Origin of the sequence: Clostridium sp. FS41, from assembly GCF_000954015.1 — a bacterium.
In the GTDB taxonomy this organism is placed as follows: domain Bacteria; phylum Bacillota; class Clostridia; order Lachnospirales; family Lachnospiraceae; genus Enterocloster; species Enterocloster citroniae.
In genome coordinates this window covers 209,799-225,790 of sequence record NZ_JYHN01000064.1, presented here as the reverse complement: position 1 = coordinate 225,790, position 15,992 = coordinate 209,799, and the positions used below count along the sequence as shown (strand labels likewise).

Sequence of the window (15,992 nt, the reverse complement as noted above, 5' to 3'; positions counted from 1 at the left end):
GAAGTTCCTATGGGGACAGATCCCGGAGTCAAATCTCTCACAAAGTGTGACGCACATCTGACGGAAAGCAATTTTTTAATGCGCTCTAGTCTTAAAATGGTCGTATAACAGCCTTAAAACATTGTGAAAAATTCACGGAGACTCTCGGACCAGTCGCCCATGCATACAAGATAGTGGTTGCCCACAGGGGTATTCAGGAAATGGCCGGTTCCTGCGTCACAGTGCAGACGTATCTGGCTGCGGCAGAGATTACATTCGTGAAGGCTCTCCTCAATCTGCGCACCGGAGATAAAGCAGCGCTCCAGCAGTCCGGTTGCCTTGAATACAGTTGCCTTGCCGCTGGGAATATCTCCAGCCACGGCCACACCGATCCCTGACTCAAAATGGGTGTCCAGATGGTAGCGCACCGGCATATTTAACGGCAATGTGCAGTGGGCAAATATGATTTCATCCTTGTGTCTGTCCACACGGGAGGGATTGCACTGGAATACGGGCTGCCCTGAGATCTGACCGAGAATTGCCATGGAGATCAGGGAAGGCAGGTCACCCTCGCATCCGCTGTAGATACCTTCCTGATTCAAAAGGGCCAGGCCCAGGCATCCTGTATTTTTTACCGCTGTGAGCAGATCAAAACAGCGTACGGTAAAACCGTCCAGGTCATACCGTTCCACCAGACGTTTGAAAGCGCCATAGATCTCCAGCGCCTGTGTGATCTGATCCTTATCAAAATCCTGCGCCAGAAGGGCACGGCAGGAATCATTGTCCGGATAGGATTTCTTTGCAATCTCTTCCAGAAGTTCAGGCATTCCGATCTCTACAACCTGAATGCCGGTTTTCTCAGCAAGGGCATCATAATCCACATCCGTGGAGATCAGCCAGTCTGAGGGAGCGCCCACCAGGCCCAGCCGCATTCCCTGAAGGGAATGTTTCGCGTTTGCGGCACGCATGACATGTTCAAAGTCAGAAGCCAGTTCTTCCTGCGTGCCGTGGAGAAGCCTTCCCTTTATCTTGTGGTTTGCCAGATAGGTCATCATTTCCATGGATGCGGACAGGGAATTGTCGCTCCCGCTGGTAATGATGATAATAGGTTCCTTTAGATAGGGCAGGGCATTTTTAAAAGCACCCGCCGTACCGCCGGAAGCCACGTAAACGATAGAGACCGGCTCTTTTGTGAGAGCTTCTGCGGGTGCCGATACAAATTGATCACCTGTTTTTTCAGAAAGATACTGGAATAAGGACCTGGCCTTCTCAGCCAGTTCAGGACCTGTTTGAAGCATACTTTGTAGATAAAGATAGTTCGTCATATGTAACCCTCTCTCCATGATGAGAGCCCCCCTGCATGGGGGACTCCAAGTTTCCTTAACGTCTCTTAAAATATCTAACACGGTGGTCGTCCTACCACAAATCTAGCAAAAAAAATCCGCACTGTCAATATACAAAATAAAAAATCCGGCATTTGCTTTTAACCCGGACCTTTCTTCCGTGTCTATTCCACGCACCGCCGGATCAGGTTGAATTCCAGTTTCTCGGTGATGAAATAACTGTCAGAATAAAAGATGGGATTTCCCTTGGAGGAATAGTGGATCTGCTGCAGCAAAAGCAGCGCTTTCGGATCTGTCAGGGACAGCTTATCCATCTGGCGTTTGTCGCTGAGCACCGCGTGAATCGAGCAGTTTGCAAAGGAGACCGGTGCATAGCGGTTGATGAATTGGAATAGGGACGGTATGGCATGGGAGGAGAAATCCTCCAGCATTCCATCCACATATGGTATGTAGTCTTCCACAAATACGATGGGAGTGTCATCGGCAGTCCTGACACGCTCAATGTAGAGAATCTTCACAGGGGTATCGCTGCCCAGGCGTTTGGATATCTCAGGGCCGGCCATACGTACATCCACAAACACACTCTGGGTACCGGGCACATAGCCGTGTTCCGAGATGATCTTTGTGGTGCTGTCCAAAGCTGAGATATTGTAACGGATATTTTCGCTGCCGTTATAGCGTGTAACAAACGTGCCGATCCCGTGGCGGGATATGACCAGGCCTTCATTCTCAAGTCCTTTCAATGCTTCCCGGACTGTATTTCTGCTGACCCCTAATTGAGCGGCCAGATCCTGTTCGGAAGGCAGTTTATCCATAAACTCAGATTTACGGATCATATCGGATACCGCTTCTTTAACCTGTGCGGACAGGGTTTTGTTTGTCAGCTTCATGAATTTCATACTCCTTTGAATGATATCGCGGTGATCACCGCATTTTGAGTATAACGTAGAAAAGAATCATTTGTCAAGATAGAGTGCATGAAAGAGATGGAAAAAAATGGGAGTTTATTTGTGAAAAACAACTAAAAGTATCAATAACTTTTAATATAAACCATACAATTGACATAGCAAAATTGCTATGTTATCATAACATTAACACGAGTGGTTGGACGTCCAACGAGATGAAAAAACAGGAGGAGAAAATAGATGGATTTTAGAGCGGTCCGACAGGAAGTGGCAGAATTCTGCCATTATATTTATGAAAAAGGGTATACTCAGGCATCAGGGGGCAACTTAAGCTGCCGTGTGCCGGGAACAGAATTAGTCGCGATCAAGAAGACTGCAGTGAACATGCGGGTCATGACAGACGCAGATGTTCTGATTGTGGACATGGAGGGCAATGTGGTATATGGAGACGGCAAGCCGTCCAAAGAAGCGGGTTTCCATTTAGGTGTTCTCAAACTTCGTCCTGAAATGAACGCCTTTATCCACTGCCATCCAAATTATTCGATCGCGCTGGCCAACAATAATATTGAACTTCCCTTCACATCAGTTACAGCCAGAAAAGTTGTGGGTCATGTGCCGTTTATCGAATCCGCTCCTGCGGGCAGTGAAGATCTGCGCCGGTATGTGATCGATGCATTCCGGGATCATCCGGAAAGCAAGGGGATTCTGATGAAGGAACATGGCGTATGCGCGGTGGGTCCATCTCTGGAAGCGGCCTACAACGTGGTTGATCTGATCGAGCAGACTGCTAAACAGGCTTGCATCCAGGTGCAGGTAGCGGTAAACAGGGACAAATTCAGGGAACTTTTTCAGGTGTGATGTCCCGGGGATAAAACATTAAGAAAGCGGAAGTAAACGAAAGGATCAGATAGGAGAAAACATTGAAAAGATTAGAGCAATTAACACAGGAATGGAAAGGGGAAGGCCTGTTATTGCCTATCTGGGCAGAGGAGGATCACCTGTGTATGGTGGATCAGCTGAAGCTGCCTAAGGAGGCACCGGTGGTGGAGCTGCGGAAGGTAAGCCAGCTTGCCGAAGCGATCAAAGTAATGTCCATCAGAGGTTCAGGGGCAATCGGAATCGCAGGCGTGTATGGAATGCTTCTGGAAGCCATGAATACCAGAGGTGACCGCGGTGCGGTCATACAGTCAGGCTTGGAACTGAAGGCTACAAGGCCGACAGCAGTTAATTTAATGAAGACAGTGGACGGTCTGATCGCCTTTGTGAAGAATTGTCCTGACAGCGGGTTCATGGAACTGTTTGAGGACAGGGCATGTGATATCCTGGAAGAGCAGCTGGCGTTCGAGCGGCAGCTGGGAAAGAACGGTGCAGAGCTGATCGAGGATGGGGATACGATTCTCACCCACTGTCATTCCGGTGCACTGGCCGGTTCCGGATTCGGCGGAAGGGCGCTTTCCGTTATCAGGACCGCATTTTTACAGGGTAAGAAGATCCATGTCTTTACCTGTGAGACAAGGCCGTATCTGCAGGGAGCCAGGATCACTGCCTATGAATTGGAGAAATTCGGGATTCCTCATACGCTGATCACAGATGATATGTCAGGATATCTGATGAAGCTGGGCAGGATACAGAAGGTGGTAGTGGGATCTGACCGGGTGGCTGCCAACGGGGATTTAATTAATAAAATAGGAACTTATATGCACGCTGTGGCTGCCAAAGAAAACGGAGTGCCGTTCTATACGGCCACATCCTCCCACACCATTGACTTTACCTTACAGCATGGTATGGATCTGGAGGTGGAATTCAGGCCGGGAAGCGAAGTGACCCACCTGAACGGCCAGCTGATCACATCAGAAAATACAGAAGCGCTTTACCCTGCATTTGATGTGACTCCCAATGAGATGATCAGCGGCATTATCACAGAGGCCGGCGTTATCCGTGCTCCATACATAGAAAATCTGGCAAAACTAAAGAGATAGACAGGGGCAGAAACAAATGAAAGAATTGAGGAGGAACGATTTATGGGATTAACCGCACCAACCCATCACATTGGAGCTGCGCCGGGAGCATTTGCAAAAACCGTACTCATGCCCGGAGATCCGCTGCGTGCCCAGTATATCGCAGAAAATTATCTGGACAATGTGGTGAAGATCAACGAAATACGCTGTATGTATGCCTATACAGGCACTTATAAGGGAAAACCCGTATCTGTAATGGCCCACGGCATCGGTGCACCCAGCATGGCGGTTCATGCCTATGAGCTGTATCGTCTGTATGATGTGGAAAATATCATACGTGTGGGGACCACGGGCGGGCTGGCCCCGGATCTGAAACTGAAGGATGTCATCATTGCCATGGGCGCCTGCTATGACACTCCTTATATTAACCAGTTCCATCTTTCAGGCACATTTTCAGCCATTCCATCTTATGACCTGTTGCGCAGGGCTGTAGAAAGCGCAGAAAAGCTGGGGGTTGGCTACCGCGTGGGCAATGTACTGTCCACGGATGTGTTCTATCCGGCAGATGACTGCCAGCTTAAGTGGAAGGATATGGGAATCCTAAGTGTGGAGATGGAGACAGCGGCCCTCTACATTGTGGCAGCGGCGGCTGGGAAAAATGCACTGGGCATCCTGACAGTGTCCGACCACATTGTTACCGGAGAAAAGACAACTGCAGAGGAGAGACAGAACAGTTTTACCAACATGATGGAAATTGCATTGGAAATGGTCTAAGGAAAGAGGAATTTCAATGAAAAAGATTTTGTGTGGAGTTTTGATTGCTTCATTAAGTATGTCTCTTTTATCCGGTTGTGGAAAGACAAGCTCTTCTCAGGCACCAGAAAATCAAGAGACTCAGGTATCGGAGCCGGAGACATCTGAAAATGAAAAAGAAGAAAATGAAACAGTGCAGGAGACAGAAACGGGAAAAGATGGAAGTGATATTAAATTTGCTGTAATCTTCGGAGCTCTCGGAGATAACGGATACAATGATGAGGTATATAAGGGCTGCCAGATGGCGGTTGAAAAATTTGGATGCAGCTTTGACTATGTAGAAACCAGGGATGTATCCGAGGTGGAAATCCAGATGCGAAGCTATGCGGATGCAGGGGATTATGATGTTATTATATCCATCAATACGGATCAGGTAGATACTTTGGAGATGGTAGCGGAGGAATATCCGGATCAGAAGTTCTGTATGCTTGATACCGCTATAGACGGTTATGATAATATTAACTGCCTAGCTGCAGCTTACCCGGATCAGCATTTTCTTTCCGGCGTTCTGGCTGGATTGGCAACAAAGGATGACAGATTTCCTCTGAGTAATCCGGAGAATATTTTGGGATTCTGTATTGCAATGGATACGCCTACTTCCAGAGGACAGGCAGCTGGCTTTATTGCAGGTGCAAAATATGCCAACCCAGACGTAGAAGTCTTAACTAACTATATTGGAGGCTACGGAGATCCGGCCACAGCGAAGGAATTGGCTTTGGTTATGTATGAAAGAGGCGCGGATATTGTAAGCGCTAATGCCGGCAGCTCGACACAAGGTGTATTTTATGCGGCAGAAGAAAAAGATCGATATGTGATAGGAACGTCTTTAGCTATGGCAGATCCAAAGCATAGCCTGAGTACTTCATGTAAAAAGGTATGGTTGTTTGTTGTTGAAGAAATTCAAATGTTGGTAGATGGAACCTGGGCGCCTGGTTCAAAAACGGTCGGTATTCCTGAAGGAATTTGTGATTATGATGTTGAGGGGCTGGATGTACAGATTCCTGATGATATAACAAAAATCCTTGATGATACAAGGCAGTTGATCGCAGACGGTAAACTGGTGCTTCCGACCGATATTGATCAGGTGGAAGAATGGGCGAAAGAAAACCATCTAAATCCATAATACATGTGCAATTGGCCGACCTGAAATATCTGATGGAGGCAATTGAAAATATACTTAAGAGTTCTAATAATGGAGGAAAACGAAGATGAAAAAGAGGATTTTAAGCTGTGCGTTGGTACTGTCAATGGGAATCAGCCTTTTGTCAGGATGCGGGATGACAACATCCGCTCCCCAGACAAATGCGCCGGAAACAAAGACAGAGGCCCCAAAGGAGAGTAAGACAGAGGCTGAAAAGGATACCCAGGCACAGTCCCAGGAGGCTGAGGGAGAGAAAAAGGCAGGAAGCGACATTAAGTTTGCCGTTATTTTCGGCACAGGCGGTTTGGGAGACAATGGTTATAATGATGAGGTATACCAGGGATGTGAAATGGCCGTGGAACAATACGGATGCAGCTTTGACTACTGTGAGCCAAAGGATGTTTCGGAATTTGAGACCCAGCTGCGCATGTATGCGGACGCAGCTGAGTATGACGTAATTATCGCTATCAGCACCGAGCAGGCCGATGCACTTCAGATGGTGGCTGAGGACTATCCGGACCAGAAGTTCTGCATGCTGGATACGGTGATCGAGGGATTTGACAATATCAACTGTCTGGCAGCCGCTTACCCGGATCAGCATTTCCTTTCCGGCGTACTGGCAGGACTTGCAACAAAGGATGACAGATTCCCATTAAGCAATCCTGAGAATATTGTTGGTTTCTGTATCGCTATGGACACACCTACCTCCAGAGGACAGGCAGCAGGCTTTATTGCAGGCGCCAAATATGCCAATCCTGACGTGGAAGTACTGACCAATTTTATCGGAGGCTACAGCGATCCGGCAACGGCAAAGGAACTGGCGCTTGTTATGTATGAGAGAGGCGCAGATATTGTCAGCGCCAACGCAGGAAGCTCCACACAGGGTGTTTTCTATGCAGCGGAAGAGACTGACCGTTATGTTATCGGAACTTCCCTGGCCATGGTAGATCCAAAACACAGCCTGAGCACTTCCTGTAAAAAGGTTTGGCTGTTTATCGTAGAAGAGATCGGTATGCTGGCAGACGGAACATGGGCACCCGGCTCCAAGATGGTGGGTATTCCGGAAGGAATCTGCGACTATGATGTAGAGGGACTGGATGTACAGATCCCTGATGATGTTACACAAATTCTGAATGATACCAGACAGCTGATCGCTGACGGCAAGCTGGTTCTTCCTACCGACCTGGATCAGATCGATGACTGGGCAAAGGAGAACCATCTGGAGCAGTAATATCAACAGAAGGCGGCAGCAGATTCGGAGGTGACAAAAGATGGAACTGATACGGATGGAGAAGATAACAAAGATCTATCCGGGAACAACGGCTCTCAGCGCAGTGGATTTTACGCTTCATGAGCAGGAGATCGTTTCGCTATTGGGAGAGAATGGCGCGGGAAAGACCACGCTGATGAAGATATTGTACGGGATGACACCGCAAAGTTCCGGTGAGATCTTTTACCGGGGAGAGCCCATCCGGTTCCGTAAGCCGGTGGATGCCATTGAAAAAGGGATCTGTATGGTGCACCAGCATTTTATGCTGGTGCCGGCATTCACGGTCACGGAAAACATCATAGCGGGAAGTGAACCCAGCAAGAATAAGTTCCTGGATATGAAAAAGGCAAGGCAGCAGGTAAAGGATTTGATATCCCAGTTCCATTTTAACATCGATCCTGATGTGAAGGTGGAAAAGCTGTCCGTGGGAGAGCAGCAAAGGGTGGAGATCCTTAAGGTGCTCTACCGTAAGGCGGATGTGATCATACTGGACGAGCCTACCGCAGTCCTGACGCCGAGTGAAGTGGATGACTTGTTTGTGATCCTGAAACGGCTGAGAGATGAGGGAAAGAGTATCATTATCATTACACATAAGCTGAAGGAGACAAAGGCGCTGGCGGACAGAGTTGTGGTTCTTAGGGACGGCCGCCTGGTGGTGGATGATGTGAACCCGGCGGACGTGACCACCAAACAGCTGTCGGAGATGATGGTAGGCCGGGAAGTCAATCTTCAGAAGCGGCGCCCGGCAGAGCACATCGGGGAAGTGTGTGTTCATCTGGAACATTTGACCGTAAAGGAAGACGGACAGGAAAAAGTAAAAGACGTGTCCTTTGATATCCGCCACGGTGAGATCCTGGGGATCGCGGGTATTGAGGGAAATGGACAGAGCCAGCTGATCGAGGCCCTGACCGGACTGCGGGAACCGGAATCCATGAAAATGACCCTGAATGGAAAAGAAGTTACGGGCAATTGCCGGGATTTCCTTCAGGACGGCATCGGACATATTCCAGAGGACCGTTTGTCCATGGGATTGGTAAAAGAGATGTCCATTATGGACAACATGATCCTGGGGTATCACCGGGAATCGGATTTTTGCAGGAAGAGTGGCTTGCTGGAGAAAAAATCCATATTCCGGTATGCCCAGAAGCTGAAGGATAAATTCCAGGTCAAGGCACCCAATGTGGAGGCTGCGGTCAGTTCCCTGTCAGGGGGCAACCAGCAGAAGATCATCATTGCCAGGGCATTCAGCAGGGATCCGAAAGCGATCATCATTGCCCATCCAACCCGAGGGGTGGATATAGGGGCAATGGAATATATACACAGCCAGCTGATCGAACTCAGGGACCAGGGGGCAGCTATCCTGCTGATCTCCGCGGATCTGGATGAGGTGAGGACTTTAAGCGACAGGCTCCTTGTGATCTACGAAGGTGAGATCGTATCAGAAAGCATGCCGGGAGAACTGGATGAGGTTGAAATGGGACTTTTGATGACCGGCGGCCATACCATGGTGGAAAAGGAGGTGCAGGCATGAACGAACAAATGAAGAGCGCAAAAAGGACAGCCATGAAAAATTCCTTCATCAACTCCTTTTTTGCTTTAGTATTCTCCCTCCTTTTAGGAATGATATTTATCGGCATCAGCGGATATTCACCGCTGGAAAGCTATAAAGCTATTTTCGGCGTGTCCCTGGGAACGGTCAAGGGATTTGCACTTTCACTGAGCCAGGCCACACCGATCATGTTTACAGGACTTTCCTTTGCCCTGGCTTACCGGGTGCGTATGATCAATACAGGAGCGGAAGGACAGCTCTATGCAGGGGCCATGGCGGCCGCGCTGGTGGGGGCTTATATCACAAACCTGCCGGGCGTTATCCATGTGCCGTTGGCCCTGCTGGCGGCGATCGTGGCAGGAGGAGCAGTGGCATTTTTTGTAGCCCTTGCAAAGATCAAATTCGGAGCCAATGAGATCATCATGACCTTGATGTTAAATGAGATCATCCAGCTGTTTACCAGTTACCTGGCCAACGGGCCTTTAAAACCCCCGGGAAGCGGTGTGGGACAGACGGAGCGTATCGCGGACAGCGCCAAGCTGGTGAAGCTGATTCCCCAGACCCAGCTGACAATCGCTATTTTTGTGGTGATCATTGTAGCCATACTGCTGCAGTTCATGCTGGACCGGACCGTTTTTGGCTATGAGATACAAGTGACGGGCCTGAACCTGAGGGCGGCCAAGGTTGCCGGTATCTCTGTACCCAAAACATACCTGACCACATTTGCTCTGAGCGGAGCAGTGGCAGGCCTTGGGGGAGCGGCCATGGTGCTGGGAGTCAATTACCGGTTTATTGAGGGCTTTTCTTCCGGCTATGGATTTGCGGGCATTTCCGTAGCAGCGCTGGCAGCCTACAGTCCGGTGGGGGTTATCCTTTCGGCATTCCTGATCGGAATCCTGAAGGCGGGTACCATCACACTGAACAGGACCACGTCCATACCGGTGGAGTTCGTGGATGTGATCCAGGTTCTGGTCATCATCTTTGTGGCGGCGCCGGCACTGATCCAGGCTATCTTGAAACAGGTACATAAATTTAAGAAGGAGAAACAGGAATCTTACGGAGGTGAAAGCTGATGCAGTTTAATATAGATTTGGTATATTCCATTTTAGCGTCCACCCTGCGCAGTTCCGTGCCATTGATCCTGGCATCCATGGGAGGCTGTTTTTCCATGCGGGCCGGTGTCAGTGATCTGGGGTTGGAAGGTATGATGCTGGCAGGCTCCTTCTTTGCGGTGTTGGGTTCCTGGATCTCAGGAAATGCGTGGATCGGGCTTTTGACCGGCATCCTGTTCGGCGCTGTTTTTTCCATGCTTCACGCAGTCATGCATATTTCTTACAAGGTAAACGCGTCTATCAGCGGAATGTGCGTAAACCTGCTGGCCAGCGCCGTGACGCCTCTTTTGCTGAACGTTATCTTTGGCATGAGCGGAAAGTCTGTGAGCGTGGCGGCATTCGCAAAGCCAAACTGGGGCATACTCCAGAAGATACCTGTGATTGGCAGGATTTTGGGAGCCCAGAACATACTGTTTTTCCTGACCATACTTCTGGTCATTGTCAGCTGGATCTTCTTATATAAGACGACCCTGGGGCTGCGGATGAGAATGGTCAGTGAAAATCCGCAGGCGGCCAGCACCGTAGGCTTGAATGTCCGTATTTACAAGTATTTCGGAGTGGCCATGAGCGGCGCCTTTGCCGGACTGGGCGGGGCCTACCTGTCCCTGGGACAGATGAACCTGTTTGTGGAAGATATGACTTCAGGAAGAGGATACATTGCCGTGGTTATCAATGCATTCGGAAGGTACAACCCGGTGGGTGCGCTGGGCGGCAGCCTTTTCTTTGGATTTTTTGATTCCCTGCAGACCATTTTCCAGAGCATCCTTCCATCCCAGCTGGTTATGATGACGCCCTATGTATTTACCCTGCTTGTCATTACCTTTGGATTAAAGGGAGGCAAGGCACCGGCAGGTGTGGGTAAGCATGTGGAGACTTGATACGGCACAGATATTGGAACAGATCATATTGAGAACTGAATGGCAATGGAGGAGTACAGACATATGACAAACAACGAGTGGGAAAATGCATCCCGTCCAACGGATAAGGACGGCAAACAATATCATATCCAGTGCGGTAAGGGGGATGTGGCCCGTTACTGCCTGCTGCCCGGTGATCCCAAACGGGTGGGGAAAATTGCCCGGATGTGGGACAGCGGCCACCTTGTGGCAGACTACAGGGAGCATGTGACCTATACGGGAAAGATCGGGGATATGGACATTTCTGCCTGTTCCACAGGGGCAGGCGGCGGTTCAACGGCCAGTGCATTAGAGGATCTGGCGGAAGTCGGCTGTGACACACTGATCCGTGTGGGAACCTGCGGAGCAATCCAGACCTATATCAAACCGGGCGATCTGATCATCTGCACAGGAGCGGTAAGAAAGGAAGGGACCAGCGATGGATATGTGACCAATTCCTATCCGGCCGTGGCTGACCACGAGGTGACCATGGCATTGATCGAGGCGGCGGAGCAGCTGGGGTATACCTACCATGTGGGAATTGGATACACGGCCTCCTCCTTCTTCTGCGGACAGGGGCGTCCGGGGCACAACGGATACAGCCAGAGTTTCATGAAGACATTGCTGCCGGATATGCAGGCGGCCGGAGTACTTAACTTCGAGATGGAGGCAGCGACCGTCCTCACCATCAGCTCCCTTTACAAAATGCGTGCAGGCGCTATTTTTACCGTGGTGGCCAACCGGGTGGAGAATTCCTTCCAGTATGACAACAGCACGGTGGATCATAACCTGGAAGTGGCGAACCTGGCCATGCAGCTTCTATGGGAATGGGATAAAAAGAAAAAGGAAAAGGGAAAAGCGCATATTTCCCTGTCTCTTATTAAATAGTACGTGGTAAAACCCTATCTGCCACGGCAACAGGAAATCCAATAGGCATGGAGACAACATGGCCCTCAGGGGCCGCCGGCTCTCCATGCCTTTTGTGACCATATGGCATGGCGGTGAGGTATGGACATATGGCTCCTAAGAACTGGTTGCATCAACGCCCGATCTGAGGTACAATATCCTGAGTTGTTAAAACGTGAGACCTTGGAACAGCAGGATGCCCAGGGTCTTTTTCAGTCTGCGGAAAGCAGTCCCTATGGGAACAGGCTCTGCCATGATACACATGGTTCTGCAAAAGCAGGAGATAGACCATATCAGGAGGAAGACCGTATGAAAAAAGCTTTGTTTTATGGTATATTGGCATCATTTTTTTTCGCTTTTACCTTTATACTGAACAGGAGCATGAACCTTGCAGGAGGGTACTGGCTGTGGGCAGCCTGTCTGCGCTATCTGTTCACCCTTCCCATGCTGGTTCTGATGCTGGCCAGGGAGAAGGGGGCGATGGCAGAGGTTTGGAGGGAGATATGCCTGCGCCCGTTTGAATGGGTGCTGTGGAGTACGGTGGGATTCGGATTGTTCTACGCGCCGCTGACCTTTGGGTCTGTGTTTGGGGAGTCCTGGCTGGCAGCGGCCACATGGCAGCTGACCATTGTGGCGGGCGTGCTTTTGACCCCTCTTTTTGGAAAGAGGATACCGGTCAGGAACCTGTCCTGGTCCTTGCTGATCCTGGCAGGGATCTTCCTGCTCCAGGTTCCCCATCTGAAACGGGCCGATGGAGGAACCGTGTTCCTCACCCTGGTTCCCATCCTGGTTGCGGCATTTTCCTATCCCCTGGGAAACCGGAAGATGATGGCGTGCTGCCCTCCATCCATGTCGACCATCAAAAGGGTGTTTGGAATGACTCTTTGCAGCATGCCCTTTTGGCTTCTGTTGTCCCTCTGGGCAGCGGTAAGGTCCGGGCTTCCCGGCAGGGGACAGGTGATGCAGTCGCTGTGTGTGGCCCTGTTTTCCGGTGTGATCGCCACCGTGCTGTTCTTTCGGGCAACGGATATGGTAAAGCACAATCCAAGGCAGCTGGCAGTGGTTGAAGCCACGCAGTGCGGGGAAGTGGTATTCACCCTGCTGGGCGGTATCTTCCTGCTGCAGGACGGTGTGCCCGACAAGGCCGGATTGGCCGGCATTGCGGTGATCGTGGCCGGAATGATCGGCAACAGCCTGGCTGCTCAGGAAAAGTAAAATAGGCAGCCATCAACCTCTATATTAAGAAGCCTGTTAAAAAACCGTAATAATTATTATTTTGCAATCAGTGCGGATTTGTGCTACACTGAAAAATAGAGTTACAATTTTAACGAACATCAGGAGTGGTCTAAAACAATGCTGGAAATATCAGGAATATGCAAATCTTATCGCAGGCAAGTCATCCTTGAGGGGGTGGAACTAACGGTAGAACCGGGGGACTGTGTAGGAATTGTGGGATATAACGGCTGTGGAAAGACCACTCTTTTGTCAATTATCTCAGGAGCCTTAAAGGCGGACAAGGGCAGTATTGTATTTAACGGCAGACAGGCGGTGGGACGTCCTCGGGTGTTTGCCGAGGAGGCCGCCTATGTGCCTCAGGAGAATCCTCTGATGGAAGAACTGACGGTCAGGGACAACCTGCTTTTGTGGTACAGGGGAAGCAGGAAGGGAATGGAAGAGGATCTGAAAAACGGAGCCGCCGCCATGCTGGGGGTGGATAAGATGTTAAACCGCACGGCCGGAAAGCTTTCAGGAGGAATGAAAAAGAGGGTCAGTATTGCCTGTGCTTTGTCCAACCATGCGCCTGTGCTGATCATGGATGAGCCGGGGGCTGCCCTGGATCTGGAATGCAAGGAACTGATCAGGAATTACCTTCGGGAGTATATGGCAGGAGGCGGTGCGGTGGTGCTGACTTCCCATGAACTGGCCGAACTGGCTCTGTGCACACAGATGCATGTGTTGAGGCGGGGCCGCTTGACAAAGATTGAAAATGGTCTGTCGGCCAATGAGCTGATCAGCCAGTTTCGATAGAAATACAACAGGACATGCAGAATATGCATGGACCCGATGCAAGGGAGGAGAAAAAGAATGAAATGCACAAAATGCGGAGCGGAGTGCGGGGATGAAGTGAAATTCTGTACCCAGTGCGGCGCTCCATTGGACAGCGAAGGCCAGGAAACAAAGGCAGAGACCGCAGGAGAAACAGGGGCAGAGACTGCAGAGGAAACTGCAGGAGAGACAGAGATTGTAGAAGAAATTGCAGGAGAAACAGTGGCAGAGACCGCAGGAGAAACAGCGGCACAAGGCGCGGGCTCAGAGCAGGCATTGGCCGCAGAAGACCAGCCGCCAGCAGTGGAAGACCAGACTGTACAGCCGGCAGTTACCCAGCCGGTTCAGACATCAGCCGGTGAGCCGGGCCCCAATAAGAAATTCATGAAGATCCTTTTTGCAGTCATTGCCATTGTATTTGTTGCTGCCGCAGCAGCACTGGCATATGTAAAGATGACGGCAAAGGATCCAAAGCAGGTAGTGATTGATGCCTTTGAAAACATTTACAAGGACGGCCAGGTGTTCCCGTCAGAGGAATTGTTCGGCTTTAAGGACTTTGCCGACACGGCACTGAAAGAAGACAGGGAAAGCGGTATGACCCTTAAGATGGACAGTTGTTCGGATCCCAGTGTGAATGCTTTTGCAGGCAGCGGACTGCGCCTGGAGGGCAGGGAAGACAGGACCAACAACCGGAACGCCTTTAACATGGGTGTGATCTACAACGGAATGGATCTTGCCAATTTTGATGCTTACTATGGCGATGATACCCTGATGATGGCGATCCCCGAGCTGAGCAGCAAGGTGTTTACCGTGGATCTGGGAGAAGGACTGGCGGACCGCATTAAGAACTCACCCACCATCGGCCCTATGCTGGCTGACAGCGGCGTGGATGTGGATGGCCTGGCAGGATATTTTACAGACTTGATCGATGAAGCCGAGAAGGCTGAGGAGGAGGGAAAAGCTCCATTTGATATCGAAGCCCTTATGAACCGTTATAAGGAAGGCTGCAAGGCACAGGACAACTTCAAGGCGGCTCTCACCGTTACCAAGGCGGACAAGGGTACCTACACCATGAACGGCGCACAGGTCAGCTGCCAGGGGTATGACGTTGTGATCAGCAAGGATTCCATGATCGAGTTCCTGCGCACATCTTCTGATTTCTTCCTGCAGGATGAGACCCTGAAAGGTGATTACTTAAAGCAGCTGGAAGCCACCGTGAGAATGAGCGAGCTGATGGGCGGCGCTGTAACAGGAGCCGGTTCCGTGTCTGCACAGGAGATGCAGGAGCAGACCTATGATGAGGTCAAGGAAACTGTGGACGAAATGATCACATATCTGGAGAAGTCACTGACAGATGTGCAGATGACAGTTTATGTTGACAAGAGCGGAAACCTTGCCGCAGTGGACGGAAGCACGAACCTGTACGTGGAAGATGAACCAGGCGTGGAAGACGGATACGTGGCAGTTAACTTTAAGTTAGAGCTTCAGGGCGGAGCCTATCTGACGCAGAATCTGACGGGCAGTGTTGTTTTGGAGGATGCCACAGACACAGTGACAGTGGACCTTTTAAAGCAGGGAACCTATGACGGCAAAAAACTGACCTGTGACCTGTCCGTGGATATCGGACTTCCGGAGGATGCCAACTACAATTTCATGTACACAGGAACTTATGATTCTGCAGACGGAAGCTACCATGCAGGTGTGGAAGTGGGCGGCGAAGGTTCCCAGATCCTTAAGATGTCCGCCACAGGCGTGATGGATCAGCTGGAAAAGGGCAAGAATTTCCACATGGATATCGATTCACTGGAGATCGCGGCCATGGACAATACCATGAATGTGGTCCTCAGCGGCGAGGTGTACAGCAGACCTCTGAGCAGTGAAGTAACGCCTCTGGAGGGTGAGCCCCTGGATGTGCTGGCAGCCACGGAGCAGGATTGGAACAATGTGCTGATGGAAATGGTATTCGGCGTGATGGGTCTGGCAGGACAGCTGGATGTACCGATGTATTAAGGCGGCTAAGGCAGCTGCGGTAAATACGGCTAAGGCGCTGTAGTTAATACGGACTGAAAAGCCG

Annotated in this window: 14 protein-coding genes; 12 read left to right on the top strand and 2 right to left on the bottom strand. The window is 50.4% G+C overall.

Annotated elements, in window-relative coordinates; genetic code table 11:
• Positions 1-113: 113 nt before the first annotated feature.
• Positions 114-1,322 (bottom strand): hypothetical protein, encoded by a 1,209-nt coding sequence (locus tag CLFS41_RS19065; protein WP_007867996.1) that lies wholly within the window; start codon positions 1,320-1,322, stop codon positions 114-116.
• A 164-nt stretch (positions 1,323-1,486) separates the two neighbouring features.
• Positions 1,487-2,212, bottom strand: coding sequence for a GntR family transcriptional regulator (locus CLFS41_RS19060; protein ID WP_007867993.1), 726 nt, complete (start codon positions 2,210-2,212; stop codon positions 1,487-1,489).
• Positions 2,213-2,467: 255 nt separating this feature from the next.
• Between CLFS41_RS19060 and CLFS41_RS19055 the strand changes: the two genes are divergently transcribed.
• From CLFS41_RS19055 to CLFS41_RS19000, 12 genes are all read left to right on the top strand, one after another.
• Positions 2,468-3,085 carry a class II aldolase/adducin family protein gene (locus tag CLFS41_RS19055; protein WP_007867989.1) on the top strand — a complete coding sequence of 206 codons (618 nt, stop codon included), beginning with the start codon at positions 2,468-2,470 and terminating at the stop codon, positions 3,083-3,085.
• 62 nt (positions 3,086-3,147) lie between these two features.
• A complete protein-coding gene (gene mtnA / locus CLFS41_RS19050; protein WP_007867983.1) occupies positions 3,148-4,206 on the top strand; it encodes an S-methyl-5-thioribose-1-phosphate isomerase in 1,059 nt (352 codons plus the stop codon).
• Positions 4,207-4,248: 42 nt separating this feature from the next.
• Positions 4,249-4,959 carry a purine-nucleoside phosphorylase gene (gene deoD / locus CLFS41_RS19045; RefSeq protein WP_045093151.1) on the top strand — a complete coding sequence of 237 codons (711 nt, stop codon included), beginning with the start codon at positions 4,249-4,251 and terminating at the stop codon, positions 4,957-4,959.
• A 16-nt stretch (positions 4,960-4,975) separates the two neighbouring features.
• Positions 4,976-6,121, top strand: coding sequence for a BMP family ABC transporter substrate-binding protein (locus CLFS41_RS19040; protein WP_045093150.1), 1,146 nt, complete (start codon positions 4,976-4,978; stop codon positions 6,119-6,121).
• An 85-nt stretch (positions 6,122-6,206) separates the two neighbouring features.
• Positions 6,207-7,370 (top strand): BMP family ABC transporter substrate-binding protein, encoded by a 1,164-nt coding sequence (locus CLFS41_RS19035; RefSeq protein ID WP_007867973.1) that lies wholly within the window; start codon positions 6,207-6,209, stop codon positions 7,368-7,370.
• 40 nt (positions 7,371-7,410) lie between these two features.
• Positions 7,411-8,940, top strand: coding sequence for an ABC transporter ATP-binding protein (locus CLFS41_RS19030; RefSeq protein ID WP_007867963.1), 1,530 nt, complete (start codon positions 7,411-7,413; stop codon positions 8,938-8,940).
• Complete coding sequence (locus CLFS41_RS19025; protein WP_007867958.1) at positions 8,937-10,031, top strand: ABC transporter permease; 1,095 nt, start codon at positions 8,937-8,939, stop codon at positions 10,029-10,031. Before CLFS41_RS19030 ends, CLFS41_RS19025 begins: the two co-directional genes overlap by 4 nt.
• Entirely contained in the window at positions 10,031-10,948 is a 918-nt protein-coding gene (locus CLFS41_RS19020; protein ID WP_007867956.1) for an ABC transporter permease, read from the top strand. Before CLFS41_RS19025 ends, CLFS41_RS19020 begins: the two co-directional genes overlap by 1 nt.
• Before the next feature lie 63 nt (positions 10,949-11,011).
• Entirely contained in the window at positions 11,012-11,854 is an 843-nt protein-coding gene (locus tag CLFS41_RS19015; protein WP_007867955.1) for a nucleoside phosphorylase, read from the top strand.
• A 327-nt stretch (positions 11,855-12,181) separates the two neighbouring features.
• On the top strand, positions 12,182-13,087 hold the full coding sequence (locus tag CLFS41_RS19010) for a multidrug resistance efflux transporter family protein (protein ID WP_007867954.1): 906 nt from the start codon (positions 12,182-12,184) through the stop codon (positions 13,085-13,087).
• Positions 13,088-13,225: 138 nt separating this feature from the next.
• Complete coding sequence (locus tag CLFS41_RS19005; RefSeq protein WP_045093149.1) at positions 13,226-13,900, top strand: ATP-binding cassette domain-containing protein; 675 nt, start codon at positions 13,226-13,228, stop codon at positions 13,898-13,900.
• Between the two features lie 57 nt (positions 13,901-13,957).
• Positions 13,958-15,928, top strand: a complete 1,971-nt coding sequence (locus CLFS41_RS19000) for a zinc ribbon domain-containing protein (protein ID WP_045093148.1) — start codon at positions 13,958-13,960, stop codon at positions 15,926-15,928.
• Positions 15,929-15,992 lie beyond the last annotated feature (64 nt).